This window comes from Nonomuraea salmonea (assembly GCF_042428605.1).
Classification (GTDB): Bacteria; Actinomycetota; Actinomycetes; order Streptosporangiales; family Streptosporangiaceae; genus Nonomuraea; species Nonomuraea salmonea.
This window is the reverse complement of record NZ_JBHMCF010000008.1, coordinates 344,993-371,138: the sequence shown is the minus strand read 5'-3', so window position 1 is coordinate 371,138 and position 26,146 is coordinate 344,993. Positions and strand designations below refer to the sequence as shown.

Annotated in this window: 28 protein-coding genes and 1 pseudogene; 17 read left to right on the top strand and 12 right to left on the bottom strand. The window is 69.9% G+C overall.

Going from position 1 to position 26,146, the window contains the following annotated elements:
• Window positions 1–15: 15 nt before the first annotated feature.
• From ACFFR3_RS09270 to ACFFR3_RS50230, 3 genes are all read right to left on the bottom strand, one after another.
• Window positions 16–1,593, bottom strand: a complete 1,578-nt coding sequence (locus tag ACFFR3_RS09270; RefSeq protein WP_379482934.1) for an FAD-dependent monooxygenase — start codon at window positions 1,591–1,593, stop codon at window positions 16–18.
• Window positions 1,594–1,695: 102 nt separating this feature from the next.
• Window positions 1,696–1,968, bottom strand: a complete 273-nt coding sequence (locus tag ACFFR3_RS09265) for a hypothetical protein (RefSeq protein WP_379482933.1) — start codon at window positions 1,966–1,968, stop codon at window positions 1,696–1,698.
• A complete protein-coding gene (locus ACFFR3_RS50230; protein ID WP_446686038.1) occupies window positions 1,955–2,794 on the bottom strand; it encodes an alcohol dehydrogenase catalytic domain-containing protein in 840 nt (279 codons plus the stop codon). Before ACFFR3_RS50230 ends, ACFFR3_RS09265 begins: the two co-directional genes overlap by 14 nt.
• Window positions 2,795–2,999: 205 nt before the next feature.
• On the opposite strand from ACFFR3_RS50230, the gene ACFFR3_RS09250 reads away from it, so the two are divergent.
• On the top strand, window positions 3,000–4,112 hold the full coding sequence (locus ACFFR3_RS09250; RefSeq protein ID WP_345407885.1) for a DUF5685 family protein: 1,113 nt from the start codon (window positions 3,000–3,002) through the stop codon (window positions 4,110–4,112).
• Window positions 4,113–4,355: 243 nt separating this feature from the next.
• On the opposite strand, the gene ACFFR3_RS09245 is transcribed toward ACFFR3_RS09250, so the two are convergent.
• Window positions 4,356–6,134 (bottom strand): FAD-dependent oxidoreductase, encoded by a 1,779-nt coding sequence (locus ACFFR3_RS09245; RefSeq protein ID WP_364379270.1) that lies wholly within the window; start codon window positions 6,132–6,134, stop codon window positions 4,356–4,358.
• Window positions 6,135–6,266: 132 nt separating this feature from the next.
• Window positions 6,267–6,965 carry an alpha/beta fold hydrolase gene (locus tag ACFFR3_RS09240; RefSeq protein ID WP_345407881.1) on the bottom strand — a complete coding sequence of 233 codons (699 nt, stop codon included), beginning with the start codon at window positions 6,963–6,965 and terminating at the stop codon, window positions 6,267–6,269.
• Window positions 6,966–7,005: 40 nt separating this feature from the next.
• Between ACFFR3_RS09240 and ACFFR3_RS09235 the strand changes: the two genes are divergently transcribed.
• Together ACFFR3_RS09235 and ACFFR3_RS09230 are read left to right on the top strand one after the other, a co-directional pair.
• Window positions 7,006–7,290 carry an MBL fold metallo-hydrolase gene (locus tag ACFFR3_RS09235; protein ID WP_345407879.1) on the top strand — a complete coding sequence of 95 codons (285 nt, stop codon included), beginning with the start codon at window positions 7,006–7,008 and terminating at the stop codon, window positions 7,288–7,290.
• 89 nt (window positions 7,291–7,379) lie between these two features.
• On the top strand, window positions 7,380–7,967 hold the full coding sequence (locus ACFFR3_RS09230) for a hypothetical protein (protein ID WP_364379276.1): 588 nt from the start codon (window positions 7,380–7,382) through the stop codon (window positions 7,965–7,967).
• 206 nt (window positions 7,968–8,173) lie between these two features.
• On the opposite strand, the gene ACFFR3_RS09225 is transcribed toward ACFFR3_RS09230, so the two are convergent.
• Complete coding sequence (locus ACFFR3_RS09225) at window positions 8,174–8,431, bottom strand: hypothetical protein (RefSeq protein ID WP_345407875.1); 258 nt, start codon at window positions 8,429–8,431, stop codon at window positions 8,174–8,176.
• 198 nt (window positions 8,432–8,629) lie between these two features.
• On the opposite strand from ACFFR3_RS09225, the gene ACFFR3_RS09220 reads away from it, so the two are divergent.
• The 3 genes and pseudogenes from ACFFR3_RS09220 (at window position 8,630) to ACFFR3_RS09210 (ending at window position 9,817) form a co-directional block, all read left to right on the top strand.
• Window positions 8,630–8,917 carry an NADPH-dependent FMN reductase family protein gene (locus tag ACFFR3_RS09220; protein ID WP_345407873.1) on the top strand — a complete coding sequence of 96 codons (288 nt, stop codon included), beginning with the start codon at window positions 8,630–8,632 and terminating at the stop codon, window positions 8,915–8,917.
• Between the two features lie 10 nt (window positions 8,918–8,927).
• Window positions 8,928–9,349: pseudogene (locus ACFFR3_RS09215) on the top strand (NAD(P)-binding domain-containing protein); the annotation flags it as partial.
• Window positions 9,332–9,817 carry an imine reductase family protein gene (locus ACFFR3_RS09210; RefSeq protein ID WP_379482989.1) on the top strand — a complete coding sequence of 162 codons (486 nt, stop codon included), beginning with the start codon at window positions 9,332–9,334 and terminating at the stop codon, window positions 9,815–9,817. The pseudogene ACFFR3_RS09215 and the gene ACFFR3_RS09210, both read left to right, overlap by 18 nt.
• Window positions 9,818–9,957: 140 nt before the next feature.
• On the opposite strand, the gene ACFFR3_RS09205 is transcribed toward ACFFR3_RS09210, so the two are convergent.
• Window positions 9,958–10,176: a cupin domain-containing protein gene (locus ACFFR3_RS09205; RefSeq protein WP_364379282.1), complete on the bottom strand. Its 219-nt coding sequence runs from the start codon at window positions 10,174–10,176 to the stop codon at window positions 9,958–9,960.
• Window positions 10,177–10,280: 104 nt separating this feature from the next.
• The gene (locus ACFFR3_RS09200; RefSeq protein WP_345407866.1) at window positions 10,281–10,721 is read right to left on the bottom strand and encodes a cupin domain-containing protein; all 441 of its coding nucleotides are present in this window, start codon (window positions 10,719–10,721) and stop codon (window positions 10,281–10,283) included.
• A gap of 122 nt (window positions 10,722–10,843) precedes the next feature.
• Here ACFFR3_RS09200 and ACFFR3_RS09195 point away from each other — a divergent pair, with 122 nt between their 5' ends.
• The 4 genes from ACFFR3_RS09195 to ACFFR3_RS09180 all read left to right on the top strand — a co-directional run bounded on the left by ACFFR3_RS09195 (window position 10,844) and on the right by ACFFR3_RS09180 (window position 14,040).
• Window positions 10,844–10,999, top strand: a complete 156-nt coding sequence (locus tag ACFFR3_RS09195) for a hypothetical protein (protein ID WP_345407864.1) — start codon at window positions 10,844–10,846, stop codon at window positions 10,997–10,999.
• 218 nt (window positions 11,000–11,217) lie between these two features.
• On the top strand, window positions 11,218–11,535 hold the full coding sequence (locus tag ACFFR3_RS09190) for a hypothetical protein (protein WP_345407862.1): 318 nt from the start codon (window positions 11,218–11,220) through the stop codon (window positions 11,533–11,535).
• A gap of 243 nt (window positions 11,536–11,778) precedes the next feature.
• Window positions 11,779–12,597, top strand: a complete 819-nt coding sequence (locus ACFFR3_RS09185; RefSeq protein WP_379482932.1) for a GNAT family N-acetyltransferase — start codon at window positions 11,779–11,781, stop codon at window positions 12,595–12,597.
• A gap of 249 nt (window positions 12,598–12,846) precedes the next feature.
• A complete protein-coding gene (locus ACFFR3_RS09180) occupies window positions 12,847–14,040 on the top strand; it encodes an MFS transporter (protein WP_379482931.1) in 1,194 nt (397 codons plus the stop codon).
• A 193-nt stretch (window positions 14,041–14,233) separates the two neighbouring features.
• Here the strand turns inward: ACFFR3_RS09180 and ACFFR3_RS09175 are convergent, their stop codons facing one another.
• Window positions 14,234–14,686 (bottom strand): MarR family winged helix-turn-helix transcriptional regulator, encoded by a 453-nt coding sequence (locus tag ACFFR3_RS09175; RefSeq protein ID WP_345407856.1) that lies wholly within the window; start codon window positions 14,684–14,686, stop codon window positions 14,234–14,236.
• 135 nt (window positions 14,687–14,821) lie between these two features.
• Here ACFFR3_RS09175 and ACFFR3_RS09170 point away from each other — a divergent pair, with 135 nt between their 5' ends.
• Complete coding sequence (locus tag ACFFR3_RS09170) at window positions 14,822–15,808, top strand: NAD-dependent epimerase/dehydratase family protein (protein ID WP_379482930.1); 987 nt, start codon at window positions 14,822–14,824, stop codon at window positions 15,806–15,808.
• Window positions 15,809–15,974: 166 nt separating this feature from the next.
• Here ACFFR3_RS09170 and ACFFR3_RS09165 read toward each other — a convergent pair whose 3' ends face one another.
• Entirely contained in the window at window positions 15,975–16,676 is a 702-nt protein-coding gene (locus ACFFR3_RS09165) for a class I SAM-dependent methyltransferase (protein WP_379482929.1), read from the bottom strand.
• 298 nt (window positions 16,677–16,974) lie between these two features.
• Here ACFFR3_RS09165 and ACFFR3_RS09160 point away from each other — a divergent pair, with 298 nt between their 5' ends.
• The 6 genes from ACFFR3_RS09160 (at window position 16,975) to ACFFR3_RS09135 (ending at window position 24,672) form a co-directional block, all read left to right on the top strand.
• A complete protein-coding gene (locus tag ACFFR3_RS09160; RefSeq protein WP_364379298.1) occupies window positions 16,975–18,027 on the top strand; it encodes an NAD(P)-dependent alcohol dehydrogenase in 1,053 nt (350 codons plus the stop codon).
• Between the two features lie 59 nt (window positions 18,028–18,086).
• Complete coding sequence (locus tag ACFFR3_RS09155; RefSeq protein ID WP_379482928.1) at window positions 18,087–19,916, top strand: glycoside hydrolase family 15 protein; 1,830 nt, start codon at window positions 18,087–18,089, stop codon at window positions 19,914–19,916.
• A complete protein-coding gene (locus tag ACFFR3_RS09150; RefSeq protein WP_345407842.1) occupies window positions 19,913–21,283 on the top strand; it encodes a glucose-6-phosphate dehydrogenase in 1,371 nt (456 codons plus the stop codon). Before ACFFR3_RS09155 ends, ACFFR3_RS09150 begins: the two co-directional genes overlap by 4 nt.
• The gene (locus tag ACFFR3_RS09145; RefSeq protein WP_379482927.1) at window positions 21,283–23,043 is read left to right on the top strand and encodes an IlvD/Edd family dehydratase; all 1,761 of its coding nucleotides are present in this window, start codon (window positions 21,283–21,285) and stop codon (window positions 23,041–23,043) included. The genes ACFFR3_RS09150 and ACFFR3_RS09145 overlap by 1 nt, the downstream gene beginning before the upstream one ends.
• Window positions 23,030–24,025, top strand: coding sequence for a C-terminal binding protein (locus ACFFR3_RS09140; RefSeq protein WP_345407836.1), 996 nt, complete (start codon window positions 23,030–23,032; stop codon window positions 24,023–24,025). Before ACFFR3_RS09145 ends, ACFFR3_RS09140 begins: the two co-directional genes overlap by 14 nt.
• 68 nt (window positions 24,026–24,093) lie before the next feature.
• Window positions 24,094–24,672, top strand: coding sequence for a YdeI/OmpD-associated family protein (locus ACFFR3_RS09135; protein ID WP_345407834.1), 579 nt, complete (start codon window positions 24,094–24,096; stop codon window positions 24,670–24,672).
• 83 nt (window positions 24,673–24,755) lie between these two features.
• Here ACFFR3_RS09135 and ACFFR3_RS09130 read toward each other — a convergent pair whose 3' ends face one another.
• Together ACFFR3_RS09130 and ACFFR3_RS09125 are read right to left on the bottom strand one after the other, a co-directional pair.
• Window positions 24,756–25,181 carry a nuclear transport factor 2 family protein gene (locus ACFFR3_RS09130; protein ID WP_345407832.1) on the bottom strand — a complete coding sequence of 142 codons (426 nt, stop codon included), beginning with the start codon at window positions 25,179–25,181 and terminating at the stop codon, window positions 24,756–24,758.
• A 48-nt stretch (window positions 25,182–25,229) separates the two neighbouring features.
• Window positions 25,230–26,120: a LysR family transcriptional regulator gene (locus ACFFR3_RS09125; protein WP_364379314.1), complete on the bottom strand. Its 891-nt coding sequence runs from the start codon at window positions 26,118–26,120 to the stop codon at window positions 25,230–25,232.
• Window positions 26,121–26,146: the final 26 nt, after the last annotated feature.

Genomic DNA, 26,146 nt, shown 5'->3' with positions numbered 1-26,146 from the left:
TGAAGGGCTGTTCGACTACCGAGGGTCGCCGGTCAGCCTGTCGAGGTGGTCGGCCACGGAGCGGTCGTTCCAGCTGCCTCCCGCGAGGGCGACGTAGCCGTCAGGGCGGATCAGCACGAGACCGTCGCCGTCCACCCCGTACAGCTCGTGCGCCTGTCCCGTCGCGTCGATGAGTGCGCCGTCGCCACAGGACAGGCCCGGGGGAACGATGCGATGCGGGTGCACGTCGGCGCGCCGGCTCCCGCGCACCTGAGGTGCGGGGCCGGAGCCGAAGACGAGCAGTGTGAAGTGCGTGCCGTGGAAGAGGTCGAACAGTCTGACCTGCTTGCCGCTCTCCGGTTCGACGCAGTGGGCGTCCGGGGCGCGGTCGCCGGCGCGGATGCCGATCGCCTCGTCCAGGTCGCAAGCCAGGCTGCCGCCGCGGTAGGTGAGGGTGAGCTGGCTGACGTCGCTGAACGGGTCCTGCCCCTTGAACGCGCCGGCGATGCGCTCCGACACGCGTGCGGTGTCGCCGCCGGCCCAGTATCTGCCCCGGGCGGTGGTCGAGGCCAGCACGTGCCTGGCGATCGGCAGGCGTTCCTCCTCATAGGTGTCCAGCAGCGGTTCGGGCGCTCCGCGCAGGACGTGCGCGAGTTTCCAGCCGAGGTTGTACGCGTCCTGGACCCCGGTGTTCATTCCCTGGCCGCCCGCGGGGGTGTGCACGTGGGCGGCGTCTCCCGCCAGGAAGACGCGGCCGGCCCGGTATCGGTCGACCATGCGGATGTTGACCTGGTAGATCGACAGGTAGATCGCGTCGTGGAAGCGCACGCCGGGCAGCCCGACGTGCTGGGCGAAGATGTCGCTGAACGTCTCCACCGAGACCAGGGGAAGCTCCTGGCCGTCGTCCGGCGGCAGCGGGGCGGTGAAGAACCAGGTTCCGCTGCTCGGCATCGGGGCCAGGGTCAGCATGCCGCCGGGGCCGGTCGCCCACATGTGGGAGACCGAGGCGTCCAGGCCGTCGACACTGAGGTTGCCGAACAGCATCCGCTGCCGTTCCCACGTCTCGCCGAGGAAGTCGATGCCGGCCTGCTTGCGTACGGTGCTGCCGCCTCCGTCGCACCCGACGAGGTAGCGCGCGCGGATGTCCTGCAGCCGCCCGTCGGTGCGGACGGATGCCGTGACCAGGTCACGGTCTTGGGACAGGGCGACCAGTTCGGCGCCGAGCTCCACCGTGGTGCCGAGTGAGGCCAGCTTCTCGCGCAGGGCCGCCTCGGTGAACTGCTGACCCACCATGAGGCTGCCCGGATAGGGCGCGCCCGGCACCGGAGGCGCGTCGTACATGATCACCTCGCGCACCACGTTCCCCTGCGCGTCGTAGAAGCGCGTGGGGAGCGGCGGTTCGGCGTGTTCGGCCAGGCGGCCGAGCACGCCGATGTCCTCGAACACCTCCTGGGTGCGGGCCCGGACCCCCCGGGCCCGCGTTCCGGCCGGATGAACGGTGGCGCGATCGATGATCCGCACGCGCACGTCGCGGCGGGCGAGCTCGCACGCCAGCGTGAGCCCCACCGGCCCGGCGCCGACGACGAGGACGTCCGTGATGTCCGAGGTCTCCATGGAGACGCTCTCCCTTCATGACGACAATAGAGTGGGCGAGCGCCCATTCTTAATGGGCGCTCGCCCACACGTCAATTCGGCAGAGCGGGCGTGTACGTCGTCCTATGGCTCTGACCTCGGCGTTCTGCTAGGAGATGACGCCCGTCCAGCCGCTCCAGTCGGAGGGCGAGTTGACGAGGTGGGTACCTGAGCGGGTTGTGCACGGTCTTGATCTTGGTTTGCCGCAGACGGCGTCGCTGTGGTGGTGCACCGTGACGTGCAGGGGCCGTCGTCGGTGAGGGTGGCGCCGTCCACCCTGGCTATGCCGAAGTCGATCACGCGCGGGCCGTCTGGGCCGAGGGCGACGTTCTCGGGCTTGAGGTCACGGTGGATCACCCCGGCCCGGTGGATGGCGGTCAGCGCGGTCGCCGCCCAGATGTACGGCTGCGTACCGTGCAACCTGCCAAGAGGCCGGCTCGGCCGGCCGGCGCCCCGTTGCTCGGCCGCCGATGGCGGGGGGTGGCGCGAGGATCACTCGCCGGAGGCGGCCTGTTCCCGCTTGCGGGCGCGGTAGGCGCGCAGGTTTGCGGCGTTGCCGCAGAACCGTACGTCGTGCCAGACGCCGCTGTTGTTGCGTGAACGGTCGTAGAACGCACACGGGCAGCGAGACCTCATACCCGGCGGACCGGCCCAGCTCCGCCTTCTCGGTGGTGGTGGCCGTGGTGATGGCCTGCGACGCGCCCAGGACACGGGCGACCTCCACGCCGCCCTGGCCGACCGCACCGCCGACGCCCGGCGCCAGTACGCTCTGGCCGTCGCGGAAGCCCGCCAACTCCTTCAGCGCCAGGTAAGCGGTCAGGTAACCGGCGCCGGTGGTCAGCGCGGCGGCGGTCTCGTCGTCGACGCCGTCCGGGATCGGCACCAGATGGGCCGCGTCGACCGCGATGTAGTCGGCCCACGAACCGTCGGTGCTCACCCCGTACCGTCCTCCGCTCAGCACGACACGGTCACCTGCGGCCAGTCCCGTGGCGCCGGGCTCCTCGACCCGCCCCACACCGAAGCCACCCGGCCGGATCGGCAGCGGCTTGTGCAGGGCGGGTGCGAGTTTTCCCGAACGCACCGTCTCGTCCAGCAAGTTGACCCCGGCCACCGACATCCTGACGAGCACCTGCCCTCTCGGCGGGCACCGGCAAGTGCCTCTCCCGCACCTCCAGTACGTCATAGCTGCCGAACCGGTCGTATTCAATCGCGCGCATGGCTCGTTCCTCACCTCGGTCCCGCCGATCGGTCGGACGACCGATGCTGAGAGTCGACCGCGCGCTGGGATGCCGGCAGGCGATCGGCGGTCCGCAGGCCGGCGGCCGCAGCTCACCACCCAGGGGCTGCTGCTACGGTTAGGGATCTCCGTTGTGACCATAAGGGGACGTATGTTCGGCATTGTCCGCCCGTGTCGGCACGTCCTGTGCAAGGGCCTGTACGCGGACTGGATGGGCCACTTGTGCGGACTCTGCTTGGCCCTCCGCGACGAGCACGGACACCTGTCCCGGCTGGTGACCAACTACGACGGCCTGCTCGTGTCCGTCCTGACCGAGGCCCAGACATCCGCGCCCACGCCGCGCAGGAAGGCGGGCCCGTGCGCGTTGCGCGGGTTCAAGGGCGCCGACGTGGTGGAGTCCGAGGGAGTACGGCTGGCGGCCTCGGTGTCGCTGCTCCTGGCGGCCGGCAAGGTGAACGACCATGTGGCCGACGGCGACGGCATGTACGCCCGCCGCCCCGTGGCCGCCGGCGCCACCCGCCTGGCGAACCGCTGGTCCTCCGCCGGTACGGCCACGGCCGGTACGCTGGCCTTCGACCCAGCCCCGCTGACGGAGGCGGCCGAGCGTCAGGCGCTCCTGGAACGCATCCCCGCCCAGAGGTCTCCAGGATTAGGCGAGCTGACGAGGCCCACCGAGGACGCCGTGGCGGCGGCGTTCGCGCACACCGGGACGCTCGCCGCCAAACCCCACAACCGCGACGCCCTCGAGGCGGCCGGTCGCGCGTTCGGGAGACTGGCCCACCTGATCGACGCGGTGGAGGACTTGGCCGAGGACCGGGCGTCCGGGGCGTACAACCCGCTCGCCGCCACCGGCACCGGCCTGGACGAGGCGCGCCGCCACTGCGACGCCGCACACGCCGACCTGAGCGCCGCCGTACACACGCTCGACCTGCCCCGCCCCGCCCTCACCCACGCCCTGCTGGTACGGGAGACCGGCCACGCCGTCTCTCGAGCCTTCGCCGTCGCCGAACCGAACCACCCTGGCGCACCACCGGACCAACGGCCGCCCAGGCGCGACCCCGGCGGGCTGCTGTCCCTGGCGTGCGCCGCGCTGACCTGCTGCACCTGTGGCCTGTACCGGCCCGCCTGGGACGAGGAGCGCGACAGCTCCTGCTGCGGCCGCCTCGACTGCTCCGGCTGCGACTGCTGCAGCAACTGCGGCGACTGCTGTTCCTGCTGCTCATGCGAGGACGGCTGCTGCTGCGACGGCTGCAGCTGCGACTGACGTCAGCGGTCTCAACGGACCGCCCATCGGTGGGGAGGGCCGCGCGGCGCGGGACGAAGGCTTTCGGACGTAACCGAACCAGTTGTAGAAGCACCAGGGGTCGCTGATGTAGCTGGCCGCCCGGACGATGGGCGGGATGATGTCGGCCGCATCGTCATACAGGCCGCGTGCAACGAGACCGTACGGCTCAGACCACTTGGTGGTGCCGCCCGGAGTCCCTGGGTGTGTGGCCGGCCGGGCGGCCTACGGGCCCAGGTAGACGGTCGGCGAGAGCCATGCCGGACGTGGCAGGCCGAAATGCTCCTGGAGCATCAGTTCGGCCTGGGTGAGCGCACCGTAGACCCAACCCTGCCCGGTCGACCACGCCGATCCGCAGATGTACACGTTGGCGCCGGGGATCGGGCGGCGCATCCGCGGCATGATCTCCCAGCTCTTCGCCCCGACCTGCCAGAAGTGGTAGGCCGCGCCATAGGGGTCCTGCACCCAGTTCTGGAAGTACGCGGCCGTCGGGTCGGGGATGCGGGCGCGGCGCCCATGCAGCTCGCGCAGCTGGCGCTGCGCCTCGTCGACCAGTGTTCCCGGTGCCGTCGCGTCCATCGGCCGCGGCGGCCGGGTCACCGACACCGGTGCCAGGCGTTTCGGTCGCGTCAGCAGCTCGTTCCAGTACTCCACGTCGCTGAGGTCGTTGTAGGAGGCCAGCAGCAGGGCATTGCGGTTGGCGGGGTCGGCTCCGGGCTGGTTGCCCTCGACGCCCCAGTAGTAGGTCTGGCGCAGGGGCATATCGGTCACCGAGCGACCGGCCTTCAGGCCGAGATCCTCCCACCACGGCCGGTCGTAGGCGAGGAAGAGTTTCGAGGCCGGCCTCGTGACGATCGAGCCGAGGTCGGACAGGAACCGGTTGCTGGAGAAGAGGAACGTGTCCGGGTCCAGCAGCTCGATCGAGCGCTGCGGCATCGCCAAGACGACGTGGCGCGCCCGGACCTTGAGCGGCCGGCCCTCTGGCCACACCGTCATGGCAAGGGACAGCACCTCCTCGCCGCCGACCGTCTCCCGGTCGATCCGGCGTACTTGGTGGTGGAGGTGGACGCTCCCGCCTTCCCCCACGAACCGGCGGACGAGCTCCTCGGGCATCGTCTGGTAGCCGTCACGCAGGAGCAGGTACTGCGGCGGCGGGGAGCCGACGAAATCCGCCACGGACGCCTCCATCGCCTCGACGCTGTTGACGCTGGACACCACCGACCCGTAGCCCAAGCCGTCGCGGAGGAACGACCACCCCTCCTGACCAACCGCGTCGAGCAGCAGATTCCAGAACCCGATGTCGTACAGACGCCGCCCCTCGGCCGACGCCGTCGGCTTGATCGCGTCCCAGGCCCGGTGATCCATCCGGGCGGCGTTGGGAACGAAGCGCTGAATGACGGACAGGAGCGCGTCGTCCGGCGTCCTGCCGCGGATCGCGGCCGGCAGGTCGTACGGCACGACCCTCGGATCGGTGAACTGGCTCATGGTGAAGCGGCGCCGGCGCAGGTAGACGAGGTTCTGTGGCTCGTCGACAGGGAAGGGGGCCGTCGGCAACCGGAGATGGCTCACCAGGTCGGCCACGACCGGCTGGTTGCTCAAGTAGCGCATCCCACCCAGCTCGGCGTGCAAGTGCGGCATGCCACGCGGCGTCACCGAGAAGAGGCGGCCGCCGACGCGCTCGCTGCTCTCGAACAGCCGCACCACGAGCCGGCCGCCGCGCCGCCGCCGCCGTAGCCTGCTCAGCACGCCGCTGCGCCTGGCCTCCGGTCCGAGCAACCGCCAGCCCGCGTACGCCCCGGACACTCCGGCGCCGATGACGGCGACGTCGATGACGCCCTCCCGGGCGGGCGCCGAGGCGGCCCGCGCCGGGGCGCCGAGCATTCCCCCGACGATGGCGGCGGTACCGACCGCCGCGCCCCCCTTGAGCAGATCGCGCCGCGTGGATCCCCCCTTCGCCGACGGCATTCCGGCTGGGATGTCCTGGCTGTGCTCGTGAATGCTCATGCAGCCCCCCTGGCGTGCTCCGCAAGTGGGGGGCGTGATGATCTTGCATCTGGTGGCCGTTCTTGTCGAGGCGACACCCCGACCAGGCACATTGTCGTGCGGGTGGCATGGCTGCGCGAGGATAGCCTGCGGTCACTCCCCGGCTGCTTGGAGGAAGATCTGCGCCAGTTCGCGGGGCCGGGAGAACATCGGCCAGTGACCGGTGTCCATCTCGACCAGCCGCCAGTGCCTGCTGGTCAGCAGCCTGCGCACGTCGTCGCTGAGCTCCGCTCCGGCGAGCAGGCACTGGATGTACGTCGCCGGGAGTTCGTCCAGGGGCCGTGCCAGCACGGCGGGCTCGGTCAGCGTGGCGCCCGGGTGCGGCGTCGAGCCACTCAAGATTCGTGCGATCTGCTCATCGGTCAGGCCGTGGCCGTCGTAATGCGTTGCGGGCACGAGCGGCCAGAATCCTCCGTTCTCGGCGATCGACGCCTTCACCATGGCCCCACCGTCCGGCCAGGCGGAGACGCACGCCTCGCCATCGGCTGGCACGCTGGAATCGACGAAGATCACGTGGGACAGCCGGTCACCGATCCGCTCCGCGGCCTGACCGACCGGGATGCCCGAATAGCTGTGACCCACCAGGACGACGTCGCGCAGATCCCGACCTTCGACCTCGTCGACGATGTCCTGGACATGGGTCTGCTGCCCAGCCGGCACACCCCGTCTGTCGGCAAGGCCGGACAGCGTCAACGGATGAGCGCCCTGGCCCGCTGCACGCAGATGGGGCACCACCTCGTCCCACGCCCACGCCCCGAGCCGCGCGCCTGCAACTAACACGAAATTCGCCATGGCCGCACCGTAACGGAGCAGCCTGCCAACCGCCCGGCCGTTGCCTGCGGAAGGACTCGCCCTCGAAGGGCACGAGCTGCACGCGGTCGAGGTCGGCCACAGCGACGGCGACGCCTCGACCGTTCTGCACGTACCGGCGCTCCATCTCGTCGTCGCAGGCGACGACGCCTACAACAACGTGCACCAGTACCTCGCCGACGGCGGCATCGACGCGGTACGCGCCCTGCGCCCGCCGCCGTGGTGGCCGGGCACAAGGACGCGGACCGCGCGCGTTCTTCGGCGAGATGGTGCAACGCTACCCGGACCGCCTTCAAGCATCTGGTGAAGGGGATGATGAACGCGCCGGGATCTGACACCGAAGTCGAGTCCGCACGAGCCCATCGCGGGCTTGTCGCCCATCGCAGAGGAGCATCGATGGAATACGTCACCCCCCTCCTTGCCGCAGCGATTGCTGTGGTGGGGACATTGACCGCGTCGATCTACACCCAGCGATCAGCGCTTCGCGGCAAGCGGATGGATTTCGAGCAAGCGCAGTCCCAGCGGAAGGAGGACCAGGAAAGCAAAGAGCGAAAGGAGTGGTTGGAACAGCGGCGTGCATGCTACGTGGCGTTGAACATCGCCATCAGGCAACACCGCACGGCCATCAACGACCTCCTGCACGGTATCCGTGACGGTGCGGCCAGCGATGAGCTAAGAGCTGACGTCGCACAGACACGCCGCATGTATATCGAACGACACGCTGAGGCCCAGATGACCGGCCCCCGTGAAGTGCTGAATACGGCTGGCGCAGTCAGAGGACACCTCAGCAGCTGGTATGGGATGGTCAGAAGACTGGATCAAGGGATCGCCGGCGAGGGAGAAACCCTGGACGCGGCCCTCGCGTACAGCGAACGATTCTGGGAACGGGGCGAGCGCCTGCGTGCGGCAATGCGGAGTGACCTTGGAATCTCAGATGTCTCCGACGCGGTTGCCGACTCTGGTCAGGACACGAGAGACGGGTAGCACACCTCAAGTCCGTGGCGCGATGAGCCCTTCGCCGGCCACCGCATTCAGTCAACGCCCGTCGCTGATTTCCACGAGTTCAACCTAGTACTCGAGCCGGACTCAGCGGTTGAGGAGGCGTTGTTGTCGCTGGTAGTGGCATGGCGAAACCGCGGATCGACCCCGCGCAGGTGCCGACGTCGGTCGCGCAGCGGGTTGCGGACGTTCTACCTGCGGAAGGGTGACCCTTTGGGCAGCAGGCGCAGGGTGCAGGCGCGTTCGAAGCGGGCGTCGATCGAGGTCCACAGGTCGGCGGCCTCGGTCAGTGCGGCGTGGTCGTCGTACAGGATGCCGCGGGTACGGGCCAGGCTCGCGGCGGCCCAGGTGTTCTGCTCCGCGTACGGCGCGGCGAGGAGTACTTCGAAGGCGTCGCCGACCTGGCCGGCAAGAGCGAAGAAGAGCGCGCGGAGTTCTTCCTCCGCCACGACAGCTTCTTCGTCTGATCCCTCACCACCCGCACCTGCGAAACGAGCACGTCATGACCAAGGTCGCCGTCATCTACCACTCCTCCACCGGCAACGTCCACACCATGGTCGAGGCAGCGGCCGAGGCCGCGGCGAAGGCGGGCGCAACTCAAGCAGTTCGTCGACACCACGGGCGGCCTGTGGTTCCAGGGCAAGCTGGTGAACAAGGTCGTCTCCTCCTTCACCTCGGCCGGGCACGGCGGCCAGGAGAGCACCCTGCCGGCCCTGAACAACGCCATCTACCACTGGGGTTCGATCATCGTCCCGCCCGGCTACGCCGACCCCGTGCAGTTCGACCCGGCCAACGGCAACCCCTATGGCGCGAGCGGCACCTCCGGCAACACCCCGGCGAACGTCGCCGAGGCCAACCTGACCGCCGTCGAGTTCCAGGCCCGCCGCGCCGTCGAGATCGCCTCCGCGCTGCCGCGCGGCCTCATCGCCGCCTGAAAGGATCATCATGACCACGACGAACGCAGGCCCGGCCCAGGTCACCGTGCTCGGGCTCGGCTCCATGGGCTCGGCGATCGCCCGTACCCTGCTCGACCGGGGCCACCGTACGACGGTCTGGAACCGGACGGGGAGCAAGAGCCGCCCCTGGCCGAGGCCGGCGCCGCGACGGCCGCGACGGCCGCAGAGGCGGTGGCGGCGAGCCCGCTCGTCCTGATCTGCCTGCTCGACGGCCCGGCGGTCGAGCAGGTCCTGGAGTCCGTCGAAACCGCGGTCGCGGGAAAGGTGCTGGCGAACCTCACCAGCGGCTCGCCCGCCCAGGCGCGGGCGAACGAGCGCTGGGCCCGCGAACGCGGCGCCCGATACCTCGACGGCAAGATCATGGGCGACCCGCCGTACGTGGGCACACCGCACGTGCAGCTGCCGTTCAGCGGCTCCTCCGCCGCCTTCGCCGCCTGCGAGCCGGTGCTGCGGGAGCTGGGTACCGTCACCCACCACGGCGAGGACGCGGGTCTGGCGGCCGTGGAGTTCCTCGCCCAGATCGCCGTGTCGTACGAGCTGCTCATCGGCTACCTGCACACGTTGCGCCTGGTCCAGGCCGAAGGGGTCGACGTGGTGGAGTTCGCCGGGCGCGTCGGCGCCTCCCTGCCCGCCTACCCGCCGCTGCTCACCTCGATGGCGCAGGCGGTCAAGAACGGCGACTATGGGCCGGACCTCGGCCCGCTCACCGTGCAGGCCGCGCTCATGGACGACCTGATCGGCCACCGGCACGCCGCCGGCGTGGAAGCCGTGCGGATGCGGGAGGTCAAGCGGCTGATGGACCGCAGGATCGCCGGCGGCCACGGCGACCAGGGATTCTCCAGCCTTTTCGAGCTGCTGGCCGAGCCCACCGGCACGTGACGCGCCCCGAGCTGACCGAGCGATACTTCCGCGAGTCTCCTGGCAGCCGCCGCACCTATATACATGTGCGCGAGCACGGGAGCTTCTCCCGGCAGCTGCGCCGACGGCGGGAACCGGGCCCCGGTTCCCGCCGTCCGTCTTCACCGCGTGGTGGTGAACAGGTATACGGAGTTCTCCACGGCCTCCACACGGTGGCGGCGTTCGGGCATGACCAGCAGGTCGCCGGGCAGCCCGTCCCACGAGTCAGGTCCGGCGACGAGCCGTACCCGCCCGTGCAGCACGTGCACCGTGACCTCGCCAGGATGCTCGTGTTCGTGCATGTGCTCGCCCTGCCGCAATGCCATCACGGTCTGCCGCAACGAACGATCGTGTCCACCGTGGACAGTGGTGGCGCTCCGACCGCTGCCCGTCTCACGGGCACGCGCGAGCAGATCGTGAACGAGCGCGGTCAGTGAAACCTTGGTCATGACCGTGGCGCCCGACGGTCTCGCCGAGCCTCCAACTCCTCTGGGCTGACCACGGTCAGCATCGGTTGCCCGGGCGCGCAGAACATCGTCACGACGAACGCCGACTCCTCGTCGGCGAGGTGGTTGCCGTCCTGGTAGTGGATCACGTCCCCGCCAGGCTCCCAGAACGCCTCGCCTGCTCGGACAACCCGTACGGGTTCACCTTCGAGTTCGAAGTTGATGGCGCCCTTGACCACGTACCCGTATGCGGGACCGGAGTGCCGGTGAGGCGGCGCACCAGGGCTGTTCGGCGGCAGCGTGACGTGGATCGTCATCGCCTCGGCCCCCTCCGGCGCGGGCGGCGCCCCGGGCACGGTGGCGACCACGTCGATCTGCGGCGGCGGCCCGCTCTTGTCGGGGTTCTCCAGGTGGTGAGCGTGTGCTTGATCGGTGCCCATCAGGCTTCCTTCCGCGAAACGGTGGCCGGCTCGATCCGGCCGTGCACCAGCTCAGACCGGACAGCGCCCCGTTTTGTGACAACTTCCGCAGCATCTCGGGCGCGTCGGCCCGGATGCTCTGCATGTGCACACCGGCCGGGCGGGACGAGTACTTCGTGCGCATCGGCGACGTGGTGGCGGGCAAGGACGCCCCGCCGCCGCAGCTGTCGCCGGACGAGCTCGCGGAACGCCGCCGCGCGGCAGAACTGGCCCCGGCCTACCGCAGCGAATTCCTCTGACCAGCGCGACGACAGGTTTCACCGGGCGGTTCGGTCGCCGCGATCGACGGCACAAAAACAGCTCACTGACAGACCATTTTCGTTCCGGACTATAAAACAATACCTTGCGGTCGGTCCGTAAGATCACCCGCGGAAAAATGCGTTCCACTCCCTATGGATATCCACCAAAGCTGTGGCTACCATCAAGCGGTGATGATCGACACCGAAGGAGGTAGTTGATGGGCCACATCAAGAAGTTAGCCGTTTCGGCGGCAGCGGCGGCCGGAATCGCCGCCGTGACGGCTCTCGTGTCACCGGCTTCCCCTGCTCAGGCGGCGACCTGCAGCACTGACGCGCAGATCGGCACTCCCGGCGGCACCGGCTGGGCGCTGTGCAGCGGCACCGGAGTCACTCAGACGCGGGTCGTGCTCTTCTGCCAGAACAGCAGCGGCGGCTACACCACGCTGTTCGGCCCATGGGTTGCTAATTCCGTCAAATCAAATGCGAAATGCAGCAGCACCTCGTGGCCGATCTCGGTCGGATATCAAACGCTCTGAGCCGCCGCGAGTTCATCTGATTTCGGCTCGAAATAAACCGGCTGTGCCACGGTCCTTGCACCCCTTCACGTTCTGATCGCCGGTTGCCGTCCAGGTTCTTGCTTTTTCGGCGAGCCGCCATGGCTCCATCAGTCACGTGCGCGACCGGTGCCCGGCCTGCGAGGGACGGGCACCGAGGGGGGACGGTGTCACTGAGATCATCCGCTGCTGGGGTGGAGGGGGCGACGGAGTAGGTTCTCGTCTGTGAGTGATATTCGGCTTCTCGGCCTGGATGACCTGCCTCTGTGCCAGCGGCTGGAAAGTGATCGGGGGTGGTCCACCGACGAGGCGAAGTGGCGGCTGATGTTCGAGGTGGGCGCGGTGTACGCCGTCGATGCGGCCGACGGTGACGGTCTGGCGGGGTGCGTGGTGGTGACCTGCTACGGCGACTCGCTGGCCGGTGTCGGCATGATGCTCGTCGCCGACAGGTACGGCAGGCAGGGGCTGGGTACGCGGCTGATGGAGCACGCCCTGCAGGTGGCCGGGAATCGTGTCGTGGAGTTGACCGCGACCCGTTTCGGGCGTCCCGTTTACGAGCGGCTGGGCTTCCGCCCTGTTGGCAGCCTGACGATCACCATGGGTCCGATGCGGGGGACGGCGTGCTCGCCGCGAGTTCGCGTGGCGACACCGGAGGACCACGCCGCGCTGCTGAAGCTGGACGCGGAGGTGACCGGGGCCGACCGGAGCAAGGCGCTGACCGGGCTGCTGGCCAGGGCCGAGCGGACGGTCGTCACCGACGGCGGCTTCGCCGTGGCCTGGACCGCCGGCCCTCACCGTGTCATCGGCCCCGTCGTCTCACCCTCGGAAGAAGCGGCCCGCGAGCTGATCCTGGCGGCCGTCCACGGCGCCGACCGCGACGTGCGCATTGACCTGCTGGACGCCTACCCGGGCCTGCGCCCGTGGCTCACCAAGCTCGGGCCCGTCCAGGGCTCCGCAGCCCTGCCGACGATGGTCTATGGCGCTCACCGACCCCCGGGCGACCGTGGGCGATACGTCGCGCCGATCCTCATCTCGATGGGCTGACCGGCCTTCGAACCGGCCCGCCGCCCGAACCGAACAGACCACGCCGGGCACGACGGTTCCTATCTGCAGGTCCTCGTCTATGGCGACGCGTGGCTGATGAACCTCACGGTGGCCGGGATCGGTGCGAACGCCGCGACGGAAATACTGTTCCGCGCTCAAGAAGTACTGGTGACACGCGGCATGCCCACGGAGAACGGATCGGCGAGCCGACCACCGACTCCGACGGCCTCACCCCCGGAGAATGTACCGATGTTCCGCAAGAACCGAGATTTCACCCTGCTCTGGAGCGCCGGTGCCGGCTCAGCCCTGGGCGTGCACATCGGGCTGGTGTCCTATCCCCTCATCGCCCTGGAACTGACTGGATCCTCCACCCAGGCCGGCCTGCTGGGTTCGCTCGCCCTGCTTGTCCAGTCGGCCATCCGCTTGCCGGCTGGAGCACTTGTGGACCGCTGGGATCGCCGGAATGTCATGATCGCTTGCGACACCGTTCGTATCGTGCTCGCGGCCGGGCTCGGTGTGTCCGCGTTGCTGGGCAGCCTGACCTTCTGGGTCTTGATGGCCGCCGTCGCCTTGTCCAGCGCGTGTGAGGTCGTTTTCCAGCCTGCCGAGACAGCGGCGTTGCGTCGCGTCGTTCCCGCGGATGCCCTGCCGAGGGCGGTGGCGGCCAACGAGGCCAGAGGGCATGCCGCAGCCATCGTGGGGCAATCCTTGGGCGGCACCCTGCTCGGCCTCGGCAAGGCCCTGCCCTTCCTTGGGCAGTCCATGGGTTTCCTGGTTTCACTGTTCGCCACCCTCCTGGTTCGGACGGAGATGCGTGGCCATGGAAAGTCCGAGTTTCTCCTTCGGGAGATCGCCGAGGGTGTCCGCTGGACCTGGCGGCAGCGGACGCTGCGGGTGATTCTCCTTTCCGGAATCGGTATCAACTTGGCCTTCGCGGCATTGACGTTCGGTGTTGTGGTCATGGCACGGTCCGAGGGCGCCTCCGCAGGGGAGATCGGCCTGATATTCGGAATGGGGAGCGTCGGAGGCATGCTGGGGGCCGTACTGGCCACACAGATCGTCCATCGCTGGCCCCCGAGCCGCATCATTCTCGGCGTGTTCTGGACCAATTCCGCGCTGATCGGGCCGATGATCCTCTACCCGAACGTCCACGTGATGGGTGTGCTCCTTGCCTGCATGCTGTTCATGACCCCCTCCGCGAACGCGGTCCTGATCGGTTTCCAGGTCGCCGTCACACCCGACCGTCTTCAAGGCCGGGTCATATCGTCCATGCGACTGATCATCTCTTTGGGCGCGCCGCTGGGGCCCGGTTTCGCGGGCCTCCTCGCTGAGTCATCGGGAGCCTCTGTCGCGCTCCTCGCGACGAACGGAGTGATGCTGTTGGTCGCCGTGGGAAGCACCTGCAGCCGGACCATGCGTCAATTGCGGCCGCAGCAGACGTGACTCCTCGTCGGAACGTTTCGATGGGCGCCGGCGATGGGCCGGGGAAGGGCGGCCAGTGGCCGTCCGGCGCGCGGACGGGGCAGCGTTGACGGCTGGGCACGGTGGCGGTGTCCGTTCGTGCCGTCGAGGGGTTGCACCAGCCACTGTCGCGCGAGCACCGAGGCGGCACGCGGCGGCCGTGAACTCGGCTTTGTCAGTCGTCGGTCGCCGGCGCCTTCTCGGCGCTGAGGGTTCGCAAGATGCCGGCCAGGGTCGACAACTGCTCTTCGGTGAGCGGCTTGAAGAGCTCTTCCGCCGCCCGTTCATAGCCGGCCGTCCAGTCCTGCGCCAGTGCGGCTCCTTCTGCTGTCACGTGGAGGAGCACGGAGCGGCGGTCGTCCGCGCTGGCCTGGCGTTCGAGTAGTCCGTCGCGGACGAGCGCGTCGACCAGGGTGGAGGCGGTGCCCTGCGCGATGCCGACCGCGAGGGCGAGTTCGGTGAGACGGACGGGCTGCGAACGCGCCACCTCCACCACCAGGCGGGACCTCGGCGTCGACACCCCGTGCTCGCCCAGACGCTCGTTGAAGTGACGCACGAGAACCTTCGCCGTACGGCTGAACTCGTCGGCGACCTGTGCGGCGGTCACGCTCTTCTTCGCTTGCGGCATCGCCCACCTCCCCTTGACGCACCCATCGTACGAGAGGTTACATTGACACCAATACATCTACATCAAACTATTTGAGGGCGATGTATCAGCGCGATCAACGATGTATCAGCGCGATCAACCACGAGGAGCGGAAGCATGAAGGTCTTCGTCACGGGGGGCAGCGGTTTCGCCGGCGGCGTTGTCGTCCGTCGCCTCATCGCCGAAGGACATGAGGTCATGGCACTCGCCCGATCGGAGTCGAGCGTTCAGCGCGTACGTGCGGCCGGAGCCGAGCCCGTTCCCGGCGACCTCACGGACCTCGGACAGGACGGCTCACCGGCGCCGAGCTGGGTCGTCAAGCTGCGCGAGGGCGACGCGGTCGTGCACGTCGCGGCGCACATGGAGTTCTGGGGTCCCGACTCGCTCTTCGAGCGGGCCAACCACGTGCCGACGGTCGCCCTGCACGCCGCGAGCGTCGCGGCCGGGGTGCGTCGGTTCGTGCTCATCAGTGCCGCATCCGTCTCCACGGGGAGTCAACGTCGTCCCGTCGTCGACGAGTCGACGCCGGAAGGCCGGCCGAACGTCGCCTACAGCCGGGTCAAGCTGGCCACCGAGCGCGCACTCCTGCAAGCCTCCGGTGGGAACACCGAACTGGTGGTGCTCCGCCCGCCGTTCATCTGGGGTCGCGGAATGGCGGCGATCAACGACATGGCCGAGGTCGCCGAGGCCGGACGGTTCGCCTGGATCGACCACGGCAGGCACATCGCCGACTTCGTGCACGTCGAGAACCTGGCCGCCGCCACGCTCCTCGCCCTCACGCGGGGCCGCCACGGTGGGGTTTATTACGTGACGGACGGTACGCCGATGCCCATCCGGGACTTCCTCACCCCCTTGCTGGCGACCCGCGGCGTGGACGTGTCCAAGAGCCGCAGCGTCCCCCTGGCGATGGCGGTGCCCCTTGCGGCGCTGGTGGACCGTACGGCCCGCCTGCTCCGGCGCAAGTCGGCGCCGCGGCTGACGAACTGGCTCGTGAGCTTCACCGGCCGCGACCGTTCCTACGACATCACCGCCGCGCGGCGAGAGCTGGGCTACTCACCTGACCTGACTCTGGAGAGGGGCCTGGTGGAGATGGGCTTCTCGTGAGTCCGCTTTGAGGGAATGTGGTGGCGAGATCACAGGCAGCCGGACAGATGGCGGGTTGTGCCCGTAGCTCGCCCTCGTCTGGGGCGACAGTGCTCACGCCGGTACATCGGCGCGCCGTTTTCTGCCCAGGCATCGCCGCCACGGCACACGTGGCCAGCTTCGGGCATCAGTCGGTCTGCAGGACGAAGAACAGGAAGGACAGGAACTTCCCCGAGGGTCTGTCCACGAAGGCCTCGGGGAACACTTCGCGGGCGCCCGGTGCGGGGGCCGGTTCGCTGATGGCGGTGATGCGGAAGCCGGCCCCGGTGAAGGCGTCGGCCATCGCGTGCAGCGGCCGGCTCCAGAAGGTCAGCACTGCGGTGTGACCGCCGAGGGTCCATTCGTCGGAGCTGCTGCGCGTCGCGAAGTAGCTGGTGCCGGGCTCGGCTTGCAGGAAGTCGGCGAAAGGGTGATTGACGGACACGAGCAGTCGGCCGCCGGGCACCAGCACGCGCCGCAGCTCGGCCAGGGGTGCCGTCCAGTCCTCCAGGTAGTGCAGGACCAGCGACGCGACGACATCGTCGAACGCGGCGTCGGGGAACGGCAGCGGGCTGCTCAGATCAGCGAGGTGCAGGGGTACGTCGTCGCCGAGCCGCTGCCGGGCCAGTTCCAGCATCTTGGCGCTGGCGTCGAAGCCGGTCATGATGGCGCCGCGGTCGCGCAGCGCCGCGAACAGGGGGCCGGAGCCACAGCCGGCGTCGAGGATCCGCCTGCCGGCCACATCACCGGCCAGGTCCAGCATCGCGGGGCGCTCGTAGTACGCGTTGAGGAGGCTGGTCTCGTTCTCGGCCGAATACCCCTCGGCGATGCTGTCGTAGTCGTTCGGCACAGCCCCCTCCGCGAGGGCGGCGGCACCGTCAACAGGACGGATCCACGACGGCCGCGTGACGCGTCCGGTGCCTGCTTGACCTGCGGAACTCTGGGGAGCGAAAGCCATAGCAGCGATCTTGGCACGCGCTCGACCCCTTTTGCCGTGAAAGATGCAATGTGAACACGGACGGTTGTCGGAAGGGTGTTCCCGCTGCACGGCGCCAGGCCGCCCCAAGGACCCGGTCAAAGCCCTGAGGGCGTTAAACGCCGAGGTCACAGGGGTAGAGCTAGGCACCTCGGGGACATGCGGGGGCACCATGCGAGCGTTCGTGATGAAGGAGATCGGGCAGGTCGGCCTGATGGACAAAGACGTCCCGCGGCCAGGTCCGCTGGACGCCGTCGTCAAGACGACCACGGCACTGATCTGCACGTCGGACTCCCACACCGTCAAGGGCGGCATCGGGCCGCGGCAGAACCTGACGCTCGGCCACGAGGGCGTCGGCGTGGTGCACGAGGTGGGCGACGAGGTGCGGACGTTCCGTCCCGGTGACCGGGTGCTGGTGGGCGCCATCACCCCCGACTGGGGCGACCTGGCCGCGCAGAACGGTCACCCGTCGCAGTCCTGCGGGCCGCTCGGCGGGTTCAAGTTCGCCAACTCCAAGGACGGCGTCTTCGCCGAGTACTTCCACGTGAACGAGGCCGACGCCAACCTGGCGAAGATCCCCGACGGCGTCCCCGACGAGATGGCGGTCTACTGCGCCGACATGCTCTCCACCGGGTTCATGGGCGCGGAGAACGGCGACATCCCCATGGGAGGGACGGTCGCCGTCCTCGCCCAGGGCCCGGTGGGGCTCATGGCCACCGCGGGTGCCAAGCTGCGCGGCGCCGGTCTGGTCATCGGCGTCGAATCCGTTCCCAGGCGGCAGAAGCTGGCCCGCTTCTACGGCGCCGACGAGATCGTCGACTTCACCACCGAGGACGTCGTCGAACGCATCCTCGACCTGACGCAGGGGCAGGGCGTCGACACCGCCATCGAGGCCCTCGGCGCGGACGCGACCTTCCAGACCGCCATCAAGATCACCAAGCCGGGCGGGACGGTGTCCAACACCGGCTACTACGGCGAAGGCGACTTCGTACGGATCCCTCGCCTCGAGTGGGGCGTCGGCATGGCCGACAAGACGATCACCACCGGCCTGTGCCCGGGCGGCCGGCTGCGCATGGAACGCCTGCTGCGCATCCTGGAGGGCAAGCGGCTCGACCCCACCCAGATGACCACGCACACCTTCCGCTTCGACGAGATGGAGCGGGCGTTCGAGGTGGCGGACAAGAAACTCGACGACGTGGTGAAGGTGCTGATCACCTTCTCGTGACGGAAGCTCAGGAACGCCTTCTCGCAGACGTACACCGCCACCAAGGACAAGGCCCAGGCATGCTCGACCTCGATCCGCCCTTTCGCCCGGTGCGCCGCCTCGACGGCTACCTGGCGCTGGAGGATCTCGGCCTCATCGGCGACGGCACGACCGCGGCACTGGTCGGCCTCGACGGATCCATCCCGTGGCTGTGCCTGCCCCGCTTCGACAGCGACCCGCTGCTGTGCGGCCTGCTGGATCACGAGCGCGGTGGCCACTTCACCGTGACGGTGGACGACCTGAGCGAAGCCAGGCAGTTCTACGAACCGGACACCGCGGTCCTGGTGACCGAGCTGCGCGGCCCCACCGGCCTCGTGCGCGTCACCGACGCGATGACCCTACGCGCGGGCACCGACCTCAGCGACGACGCGGGCGGCGGCCGGTCCGAGCTGGTCAGGTCCGCGGTCGTCCTGGACGGGACCGTACGGCTGCGGGCCGAGCTGGAACCGCGCGGCGGCGCGCAGGCGCGGGCCCTGCACAGCGGCCTGGAGGTGCGCGTCACCCGGCGGCCCGACCTGCGGCTGCACCTGCGGTCCAACCGTGCGCTGACCGGCCTGCGCACCGTGCACGACCTCCAGCGGGGCGACCGCCTCGACCTGGTGCTGTCGTGGGGCCGCATCCACCGTCATCACCGGTTCGACCCCGAGACCATGCTGCGGCAGACCGCCGAGGCCTGGCGGCGCTGGGTGGGCGCCTGCACCTATCACGGCCCGCAGGAAGCGCTCGTGCAGCGCTCGGTGATCACGCTGAAGCTGTGCGACGACTGGCACAACGGCTCGCTGGTCGCGGCGCCCACGTCCTCCTTGCCCGCGCCGATCGGCGGCGTCCGCAACTGGGACTACCGCTACACCTGGATCCGCGACGCCGCCTACGCCGTGTTCGCGCTGCGCCGCGTCGGGTTCGGGGAGGAGGCGGACGCCTTTCTCGGCTGGGTCCTCGACGCCTTCGAGCAGAGCGGCCGGCCGCGCATCATGTACACCCTGCGCGGCGACCCCGTACCCGAGGAGGTCGTCGACGCAGAGCTGGAGGGCTACCGGCGCTCCGCCCCGGTGCAATGGGGCAACGGCGCCGCCGACCAGCGCCAGCACGACGTCTACGGCGAGGTGCTCGACTGCGCCGACCAGTGGCTGCGCTCCGGCCGCGAGCCTCAGCCGGCGTTGTGGTCCGGCCTGGCGGACCTGGCCGGAGCCGCCGCGCACACGTGGCGGCAGCCCGATCAAGGCATCTGGGAGGTACGCAGCGAAGGCCGTGTCTTCACCTACTCCACCGGGATGTGCCAGGTGGCACTGGACCGCGCCGCGGCGATCGGCGAGCGGCTCGGCCTGTCCGGCCCGATCACCACCTGGAAGAGCACCGCCGAGAAATTGCGCCGCCTCATCCTGGAACAGTCCTGGGACGAGAAGGCCGGATGCCTGAGCGAGCACCTGGACGGCGGCGGCTCCCTGGACGCCAGCCTGCTCGCGCTCCCGCTGCGCAAGGTCGTCCCGGCCGATCACCCGCGCATGGCGGCCACCACCGCGGCCATCGCCCGGCGGCTGTCCGCCGGCGACGGCCTGCTCTACCGATACCTGCACGACGACTCACCCGACGGCCTGCCCGGCGACGAGGGCGCCTTCCTGCTGTGCAGCTTCTGGCTCGTCGACAACCTGATCCTGCAGGGCCACCTCGAACAGGCCGAGGACCTGTACGCCTCGCTGTGCGCCCGCGCCAGCCCCGTCGGACTGCTGCCCGAGCAGATCGACCCGGCCACGGGCGCGTTCATGGGCAACTTCCCGCAGGCGTTCAGCCACATCGGGATCATCGCCAGCGGCGTCAACCTCGCACGCGCGAAAGCAGGCGGTACGACATGATCAACCGGCTCGTCATCCTCGGCGCCACCGGCGACCTCAACGGCCGCTACCTGCTGCCGGCCCTGACCGCCCTGCGTGCGGCCGGGCACCTGGCCGATCACTTCGAGCTGAGGTGCGCCGACCGGCAGGACCAGACCGCGGAGGACTTCCGCCGCTGGGCGTCCGACCAGCTCGATCTGCATGCCGCGCGGGAGCAGCGCGAGGCAGGGGACGCGATCGCCGAGCGCGCCGAGTACCGGCAGGCGGACGCCACCGACCCGGCCGACCTCGCCGCGCTGCTCGCCGGTGACGGACCCGCCGCCGTCTACCTCGCCCTCCCGCCGGGGATCTTCCCCGGTACGGTGGCCGCCCTGCGCGACGCGGGCCTGCCGCCGGGCAGCCGGATCGTGCTGGAGAAGCCGTTCGGCGAGGACCTGGACGGCGCCGTGGCGCTGAACCGGCTGCTGGCGCAGGTCGTCCCGGAGCAGGCGGTGTTCCGCGTCGACCATTTCCTGGCCATGACGACCGTCCAGAACGTGCTCGGCAGCCGCCTGGCCAACCGGGTGCTGGAACCCCTCTGGAACAGTGCGCACATCGCCGAGGTCGAGATCATCTGGGAGGAGTCGCTGGCGCTGGAGGGCAGAGCCGGCTACTACGACGGCGCGGGAGCGCTCAAGGACATGGTGCAGAACCATCTGCTCCAGGTGCTCTGCCTGGTGGCCATGGAGCCGCCGCTCAGCCTTGGGGAGCGTGACCTGCGCGATAGGAAGATCGACGTGCTGCGCTCGGTACGCCCGCTGACGGACGACGACGTCGTGCGCCGCACCTGCCGCGCCCGCTATGGGGCGGGCCGCATCGCCGATCGGGACGTCCCCGCCTATGCCGAGGAGGACGGCGTGGACCCGGGGCGCGGCACCGAGACGTTCGCCGAGGTGGTGCTGGAGCTCGACAGCTGGCGCTGGTCGGGGACGACGTTCCGGCTGCGTACCGGCAAGGCGCTCGGCCGGGATCGCAAGGAGGTCGCGGTCCGCTTCCGGCCCGTGCCCCACCTGCCGGCCGGCTTCGGCACGGAGGCCGAGCCCAACGTGCTGCGCTTCGGGCTGGAGCCGGAGGGCATGACGCTGGCGCTGACCGGCATCGGCGCCGGGAGCCACGTGCTCGCCCCGGTCACCCTGACCGCGCGGCCGGCGCCTTCCGACCTGCCCGCGTACGGCCGGCTGCTGCTGGACGTGCTCCACGGGAACGCGGCCCTGTCCATCCGCGGGGACGAGGCCGAGGAGTCCTGGCGGGTCCTCGAACCGGTCATGTCGGCGTGGTCCAGGGACTTGGTGCCGCTCGTCGGCTATCCGGCCGGATCGGACGGTCCTGCCGTGGTGAGGGGAAGCTGATGCCGCAGACGAAGCCGTCCCTGCGCAGCAGGCTCTGGTGGGACAACGCCGGCAATCCTGAGATGACGGCGCTGTATCTCGAACGTTTTCTCAACTTCGGCCTGACCGCGAAGGAGCTTCAGTCCGGCCGGCCGATCATCGGCATCGCCCAGACGGGCAGCGACCTCGTTCCCTGCAACCGCCACCACCTCGCCCTCGCCGACCGGGTCAGGGCGGGCGTCCGCGACGCCGGCGGCATCCCGCTGGAGTTCCCCGTCCACCCGCTGCAGGAGACCGGCAAGCGCCCGACGGCCGCCCTGGATCGCAACCTCGCCTACCTCGGGCTGGTCGAGGTGCTGTACGGATATCCGCTCGACGGAGTCGTCCTGACCACGGGCTGTGACAAGACCACCCCCGCCTGCCTGATGGCGGCGGCCACGGTGAACATCCCCGCGATCGTGCTGTCCGGCGGGCCGATGCTCAACGGCTACCACCACGGCGAGCGGACCGGCGCCTCAGGCTCGGGGCTGGTGATCTGGCAGTCGAAGCGGCTGCTGGCCGCCGGGGAGATCTGCCCCGACGAGTTCATGGAGCGCGTGGCCGCCTCCGCACCCAGCATCGGGCACTGCAACACCATGGGCACCGCGCTGTCGATGAACTGCCTCGCCGAGGCCCTGGGCATGTCGCTGCCCGGCTGCGCGGCGATCCCGGCCCCCTACCGGCGCCGGGCGCAGATGGCGTACGAGACGGGCCGCCGGGCGGTGGCCCTCGTCCAGGAGGACCTCACCCCGCGCAAGATCATGACCCTGGCGGCCTTCGAGAACGCGATCGCGGTCGCCTCGGCCATCGCCGCCTCGACGAACGCGCCGATCCACATCAACGCCATCGCGCGGCATACCGGGGTGCCGCTGTCCATCCAGGACTGGCAGCGCGTCGGAGCCGACATCCCGGTGCTGGCGAACGTCGCCCCCGCCGGTGAGTTCCTCGGCGAGGACTTCTACCGCGCCGGTGGCGTGCCCGCCGTCATGTGGTCGCTTCTGACGGCCGGGCACCTGCACGGCGACGCCATGACCGTCTCCGGCCACACCGTGGCGGGCAACCTGGCCGAGGCGCCGCCGACCGACCCGACGGTCATCCGGCCCTGCGACGACCCTCTCGCCGCGCGCGGCGGGCTGCTCGTCATGACGGGCAACCTGTTCGACTCCGCGGTCATGAAGACCTCCGTCCTCGCCGGCGACGCCCGCCCGGTGCGCGAATACCGCGCCGTCGTCTTCGACGGGCCGGAGGACTACCACGCCCGCATCGACGACCCAGGCCTGGGCCTGGACGAGGACTGCATCCTCGTCATCCGCTACACCGGGCCGATCGGCTACCCGGGATCGGCCGAAGTGGTGAACATGGAGGTGCCCGCCGCGCTGCTCCAGCGGGGCGTCGCCACCCTGCCGACGCTCGGCGACGGCCGCCAGAGCGGCACCTCCGACGCGCCGTCCATCCTCAACGCCAGCCCCGAGGCCGCGGCGGGCGGCAACCTCGCCATCCTGCGCACCGGCGACCGCGTCCGGGTCGACCTGGACGGCGCGCGCGTCGACCTGCTCCTTCCAGACGAGGAGATCGCCGCGCGGTGGGCCGCCTACACGCCGCCTCCGCTCGACCATCAGACGCCCTGGCAGGAGATCTACCGCTCCACGGTCGGGCAGCTGGACGGCGGCGGCTGCATGGAGCTCGCGCTCGCCTACCAGGACCTCGTACACACCAAGGGAGTCCCGCGTGACTCGCACTGACGCCAGGGGCACCATCATGATCGCCGACTTCGACTTCGGCGACGTGGACATCGAGCGCCCGATCATCGAGGGGGCCGGGTTCGAGCTGCTCGCCGCCCAGTGCAAGAGCGAGGACGAGGTGATCGAAAGGGGCAGGGACGCCGACGGCGTCCTCACCCAGTACGCGCGGGTCGGCGCCAGGGCCATCGACGCGTTGCCGCGTTGCCGGGTGATCGCCCGCTACGGCACGGGCGTGGACATCGTCGACGTCGACGCCGCGACCCGGCGGGGCATCCAGGTCACGAACGCGCCGAACGAGTGGTGCGCCGACGAGGTCGCCGACCACGCCGTCGCGCTCTGGCTGGCCGCCGCCCGCAAGATCTGCGTGTACGACCGGGCGACCCGGCAGGGCGAATGGCACTGGCGCAGCGCACAGCCGATCTGGCGGCTGCGGGGACGCGTGCTCGGGCTGCTGTCCTTCGGCGCCATCGCCCAGCTGATCGCCGAACGCGCCAGAGCGTTCGGCGTCGAGGTGTGGGCGCACGACCCGTTCGTCGACGAGGCGGAGATCCGATCCCGCCAGGCGCGGCCGGTGTCGTTCGACGAGCTCGTGGAGGGGTCCGACTACCTCGTGGTGCAGGCGCCGCTCACCCCGCAGACCCACCACCTCTTCGACCGTGCGACGCTGCGCAGGATGAAGCCGACCGCCGTGCTCGTCAACACCGCGCGCGGTCCCATCGTGGAGGACGCGGCGCTGCACCAGGCGCTCACGGAGGGCTGGATCGCCGGCGCGGCCGTGGACGACCTCGAGGAGGAACCGGCGAAGCAGCGCGACTGGCGCCCCAGCAGCCCGCTGTTCGCGCTGCCCAACGTGATCGTCACACCGCACGCCGCCTACTACTCGGAGCAGGCCATCATGATGGTGCGGCGCATCGCCGCGGAAGAGGCCGTACGGGTCCTGACCGGACAGAGCCCCCGCCATCCCGTCAACGACGTGACGTGATGCGCCAAGACGGCATTTTCTAAGACAGAATGCTGGTGCGAGTCCCCGAGAGAAGGAGCGCTCAAGCCGTGGCGGAGAAGCAAGGCCTGCCCATCATCGCCTTCCCCTCCCAGGAGGCGTTCGAGAAATGGCTGGAGGCCGAGCACGAGTCGCCGGGGCTCTGGCTGCAGATCGCGAAGAAGGAGTCCGGCATCCCCTCCGTCACCTACGCCGAGGCGCTCGACCTGGCGCTCTGCTTCGGCTGGATCGACGGGCAGAAGGCCGCGTTCGACGACGACCACTGGTTGCAGCGCTTCACGCCGCGCAAGGCCAGGAGCAAGTGGTCCAAGGTGAACCGCGGCCGGGCGGAGCAGCTGATCGCGGCGGGGAGGATGCGCCCGGCCGGCCTCGCCCAGATCGAGGCGGCGAAGGCCGACGGCCGGTGGGAGGCGGCGTACGCGGGGCAGAAGACCGCGACGGTGCCCGACGACCTGCGGGCGGCCCTGGACGCCGACCCGGCGGCGGCGGAGTTCTTCGCCACCCTCGACGGCAGAAACCGCTACTCGATCCTCTACCGCGTGAACGACGCCAAGAAGCCCGAGACCCGGGCGGCCCGAATCGAGAAGTTCGTCATGATGCTCCGGGAGAACAAGAAGATCTATCCCTGAGCGGTCATGGAGCGGCGGCGGACCCGTCCGGGTCCGCCGCCGCTGCCCGCTTGAGCTCGGCCCGCGAGCTGCTGAGGCGGTCGTCAGCCGCGCTTGGCGGGGTCCCAGCCGTGGCCCCAGCCGCCCTGGACCATGGTCTGGAAGGCCCAGCCGTCCTCGGTGCGCACCAGCAGGTCGGCGTAGTGCATCTGGTGCTCCTGGCCGTCGATGGTCATCGTGGCCTCGGTCTCCACGACGACCAGGTTCGGGCTGAGGAAACGCGGGGTGCGGGTCGAGCGCAGGTCGAGACCGGCGGTGCCGCCGCCCATGGACTGCCGCATCGCCTCGATGTACTCGGCTCGCGTCCACTGGCGGACCGCCGCGTGGCCGTCGGGCACGTCGGTGACCACGTTCATCGGGAAGACCGCCAGGTCGGCCAGCTGCTCGATCGCGCCCTGCTCGGCCAGCGCGTCATAGGTGGCGAACCATGCCTCGATGCTCTTCAGTTCTTCGGTGATGGGCTGGTACATAAGGGTCCTCCTCCATAAGCCGTACGCCGTACCGTACACCATACGGGATCAGAATGCACGCTCGCGATGGATGTGCTGGGGGAGCAGGTCCATGAAGGCGTAGAGGGCCCGGGTCGGTTTGCGGCGGGCTGAGCGGATCACGCTGAGGGTCCAGGACAGCTCCGTGTCCAGAGGCAGCGCCCGCACGCCGGGGGCTGCGGGGAACGCCTCGGGCAGGAGCGCCACGCCGAGGCCGTGGGCGACGTACGCGGGGATGGTGGTGACGTCGGAGACCTCGACCGTCACCTGGCGGCTCAGCTCGGCGCGGGCGAAGGCCTCGTCCACCACCTCCCGCTGGCCGAAGCCCAGCGGCATGTCGATGAACGGCTCCCCGGCGACCTCGGCGAGGCCCACGGCCGCACGCCCGGCGAGCGGGTGGTCCTCGGGGACGAGCAGGCGCAGGTCGTACTTCTTGATCGGGGTGACGTGCAGGTGCTCGTCGCGGAGGTGCCTTCCGACGAAGGCCACGTCCATGCGGCTGTCCTTGATCTGCTCGGCCAGTCCCGCGGTGCCGCGCTGCGACATGGCGAGGCGGAGCCGGACCCCCGGGTGCCTGCGGTGGAAGTCGCCGGCCAGAGCGGGGACGTCCACGATGGTCATGCTGGTGAGCATGCCGACGGTGAGGCTGCCGCGCAGGCCGGCGGAGACCGGCTCGACGGCGGCGCGGGCCCGGTCGAGCGCCTCCAGGGCGGCCCGGGCCTCGGGGAGGAACGCCGCGCCCGCCTCGGTGAGCTGGACCGATCGGGTCGAGCGGGTCACCAGCTCCACGCGCAGCTCGCTCTCCAGCGCCTTGAGGCCCGCCGACAGCGTCGACTGGGTCACGAGGAGGCGCTGGGCGGCGCGGGTGAAGTTCATCTCCTCCGCCACCGCGATGAAGTACTCCAGTCTGCGCTGGTCCATCCACGCCTCCAATAATCGAGATCAGC

Coding starts and splice junctions, on each gene's coding strand:
- ACFFR3_RS09270 (WP_379482934.1), bottom strand. CDS start 1,593: ATGGAGACCTCGGACATCACGGACGTCCTCGTCGTCGGCGCCGGGCCG.
- ACFFR3_RS50230 (WP_446686038.1), bottom strand. CDS start 2,794: ATGACGTACTGGAGGTGCGGGAGAGGCACTTGCCGGTGCCCGCCGAGA.
- ACFFR3_RS09250 (WP_345407885.1), top strand. CDS start 3,000: ATGTTCGGCATTGTCCGCCCGTGTCGGCACGTCCTGTGCAAGGGCCTG.
- ACFFR3_RS09245 (WP_364379270.1), bottom strand. CDS start 6,134: ATGAGCATTCACGAGCACAGCCAGGACATCCCAGCCGGAATGCCGTCG.
- ACFFR3_RS09240 (WP_345407881.1), bottom strand. CDS start 6,965: ATGGCGAATTTCGTGTTAGTTGCAGGCGCGCGGCTCGGGGCGTGGGCG.
- ACFFR3_RS09230 (WP_364379276.1), top strand. CDS start 7,380: ATGGAATACGTCACCCCCCTCCTTGCCGCAGCGATTGCTGTGGTGGGG.
- ACFFR3_RS09200 (WP_345407866.1), bottom strand. CDS start 10,721: ATGGGCACCGATCAAGCACACGCTCACCACCTGGAGAACCCCGACAAG.
- ACFFR3_RS09195 (WP_345407864.1), top strand. CDS start 10,844: ATGTGCACACCGGCCGGGCGGGACGAGTACTTCGTGCGCATCGGCGAC.
- ACFFR3_RS09190 (WP_345407862.1), top strand. CDS start 11,218: ATGGGCCACATCAAGAAGTTAGCCGTTTCGGCGGCAGCGGCGGCCGGA.
- ACFFR3_RS09180 (WP_379482931.1), top strand. CDS start 12,847: ATGTTCCGCAAGAACCGAGATTTCACCCTGCTCTGGAGCGCCGGTGCC.
- ACFFR3_RS09175 (WP_345407856.1), bottom strand. CDS start 14,686: ATGCCGCAAGCGAAGAAGAGCGTGACCGCCGCACAGGTCGCCGACGAG.
- ACFFR3_RS09170 (WP_379482930.1), top strand. CDS start 14,822: ATGAAGGTCTTCGTCACGGGGGGCAGCGGTTTCGCCGGCGGCGTTGTC.
- ACFFR3_RS09160 (WP_364379298.1), top strand. CDS start 16,975: ATGCGAGCGTTCGTGATGAAGGAGATCGGGCAGGTCGGCCTGATGGAC.
- ACFFR3_RS09155 (WP_379482928.1), top strand. CDS start 18,087: ATGCTCGACCTCGATCCGCCCTTTCGCCCGGTGCGCCGCCTCGACGGC.
- ACFFR3_RS09150 (WP_345407842.1), top strand. CDS start 19,913: ATGATCAACCGGCTCGTCATCCTCGGCGCCACCGGCGACCTCAACGGC.
- ACFFR3_RS09145 (WP_379482927.1), top strand. CDS start 21,283: ATGCCGCAGACGAAGCCGTCCCTGCGCAGCAGGCTCTGGTGGGACAAC.
- ACFFR3_RS09130 (WP_345407832.1), bottom strand. CDS start 25,181: ATGTACCAGCCCATCACCGAAGAACTGAAGAGCATCGAGGCATGGTTC.
- ACFFR3_RS09125 (WP_364379314.1), bottom strand. CDS start 26,120: ATGGACCAGCGCAGACTGGAGTACTTCATCGCGGTGGCGGAGGAGATG.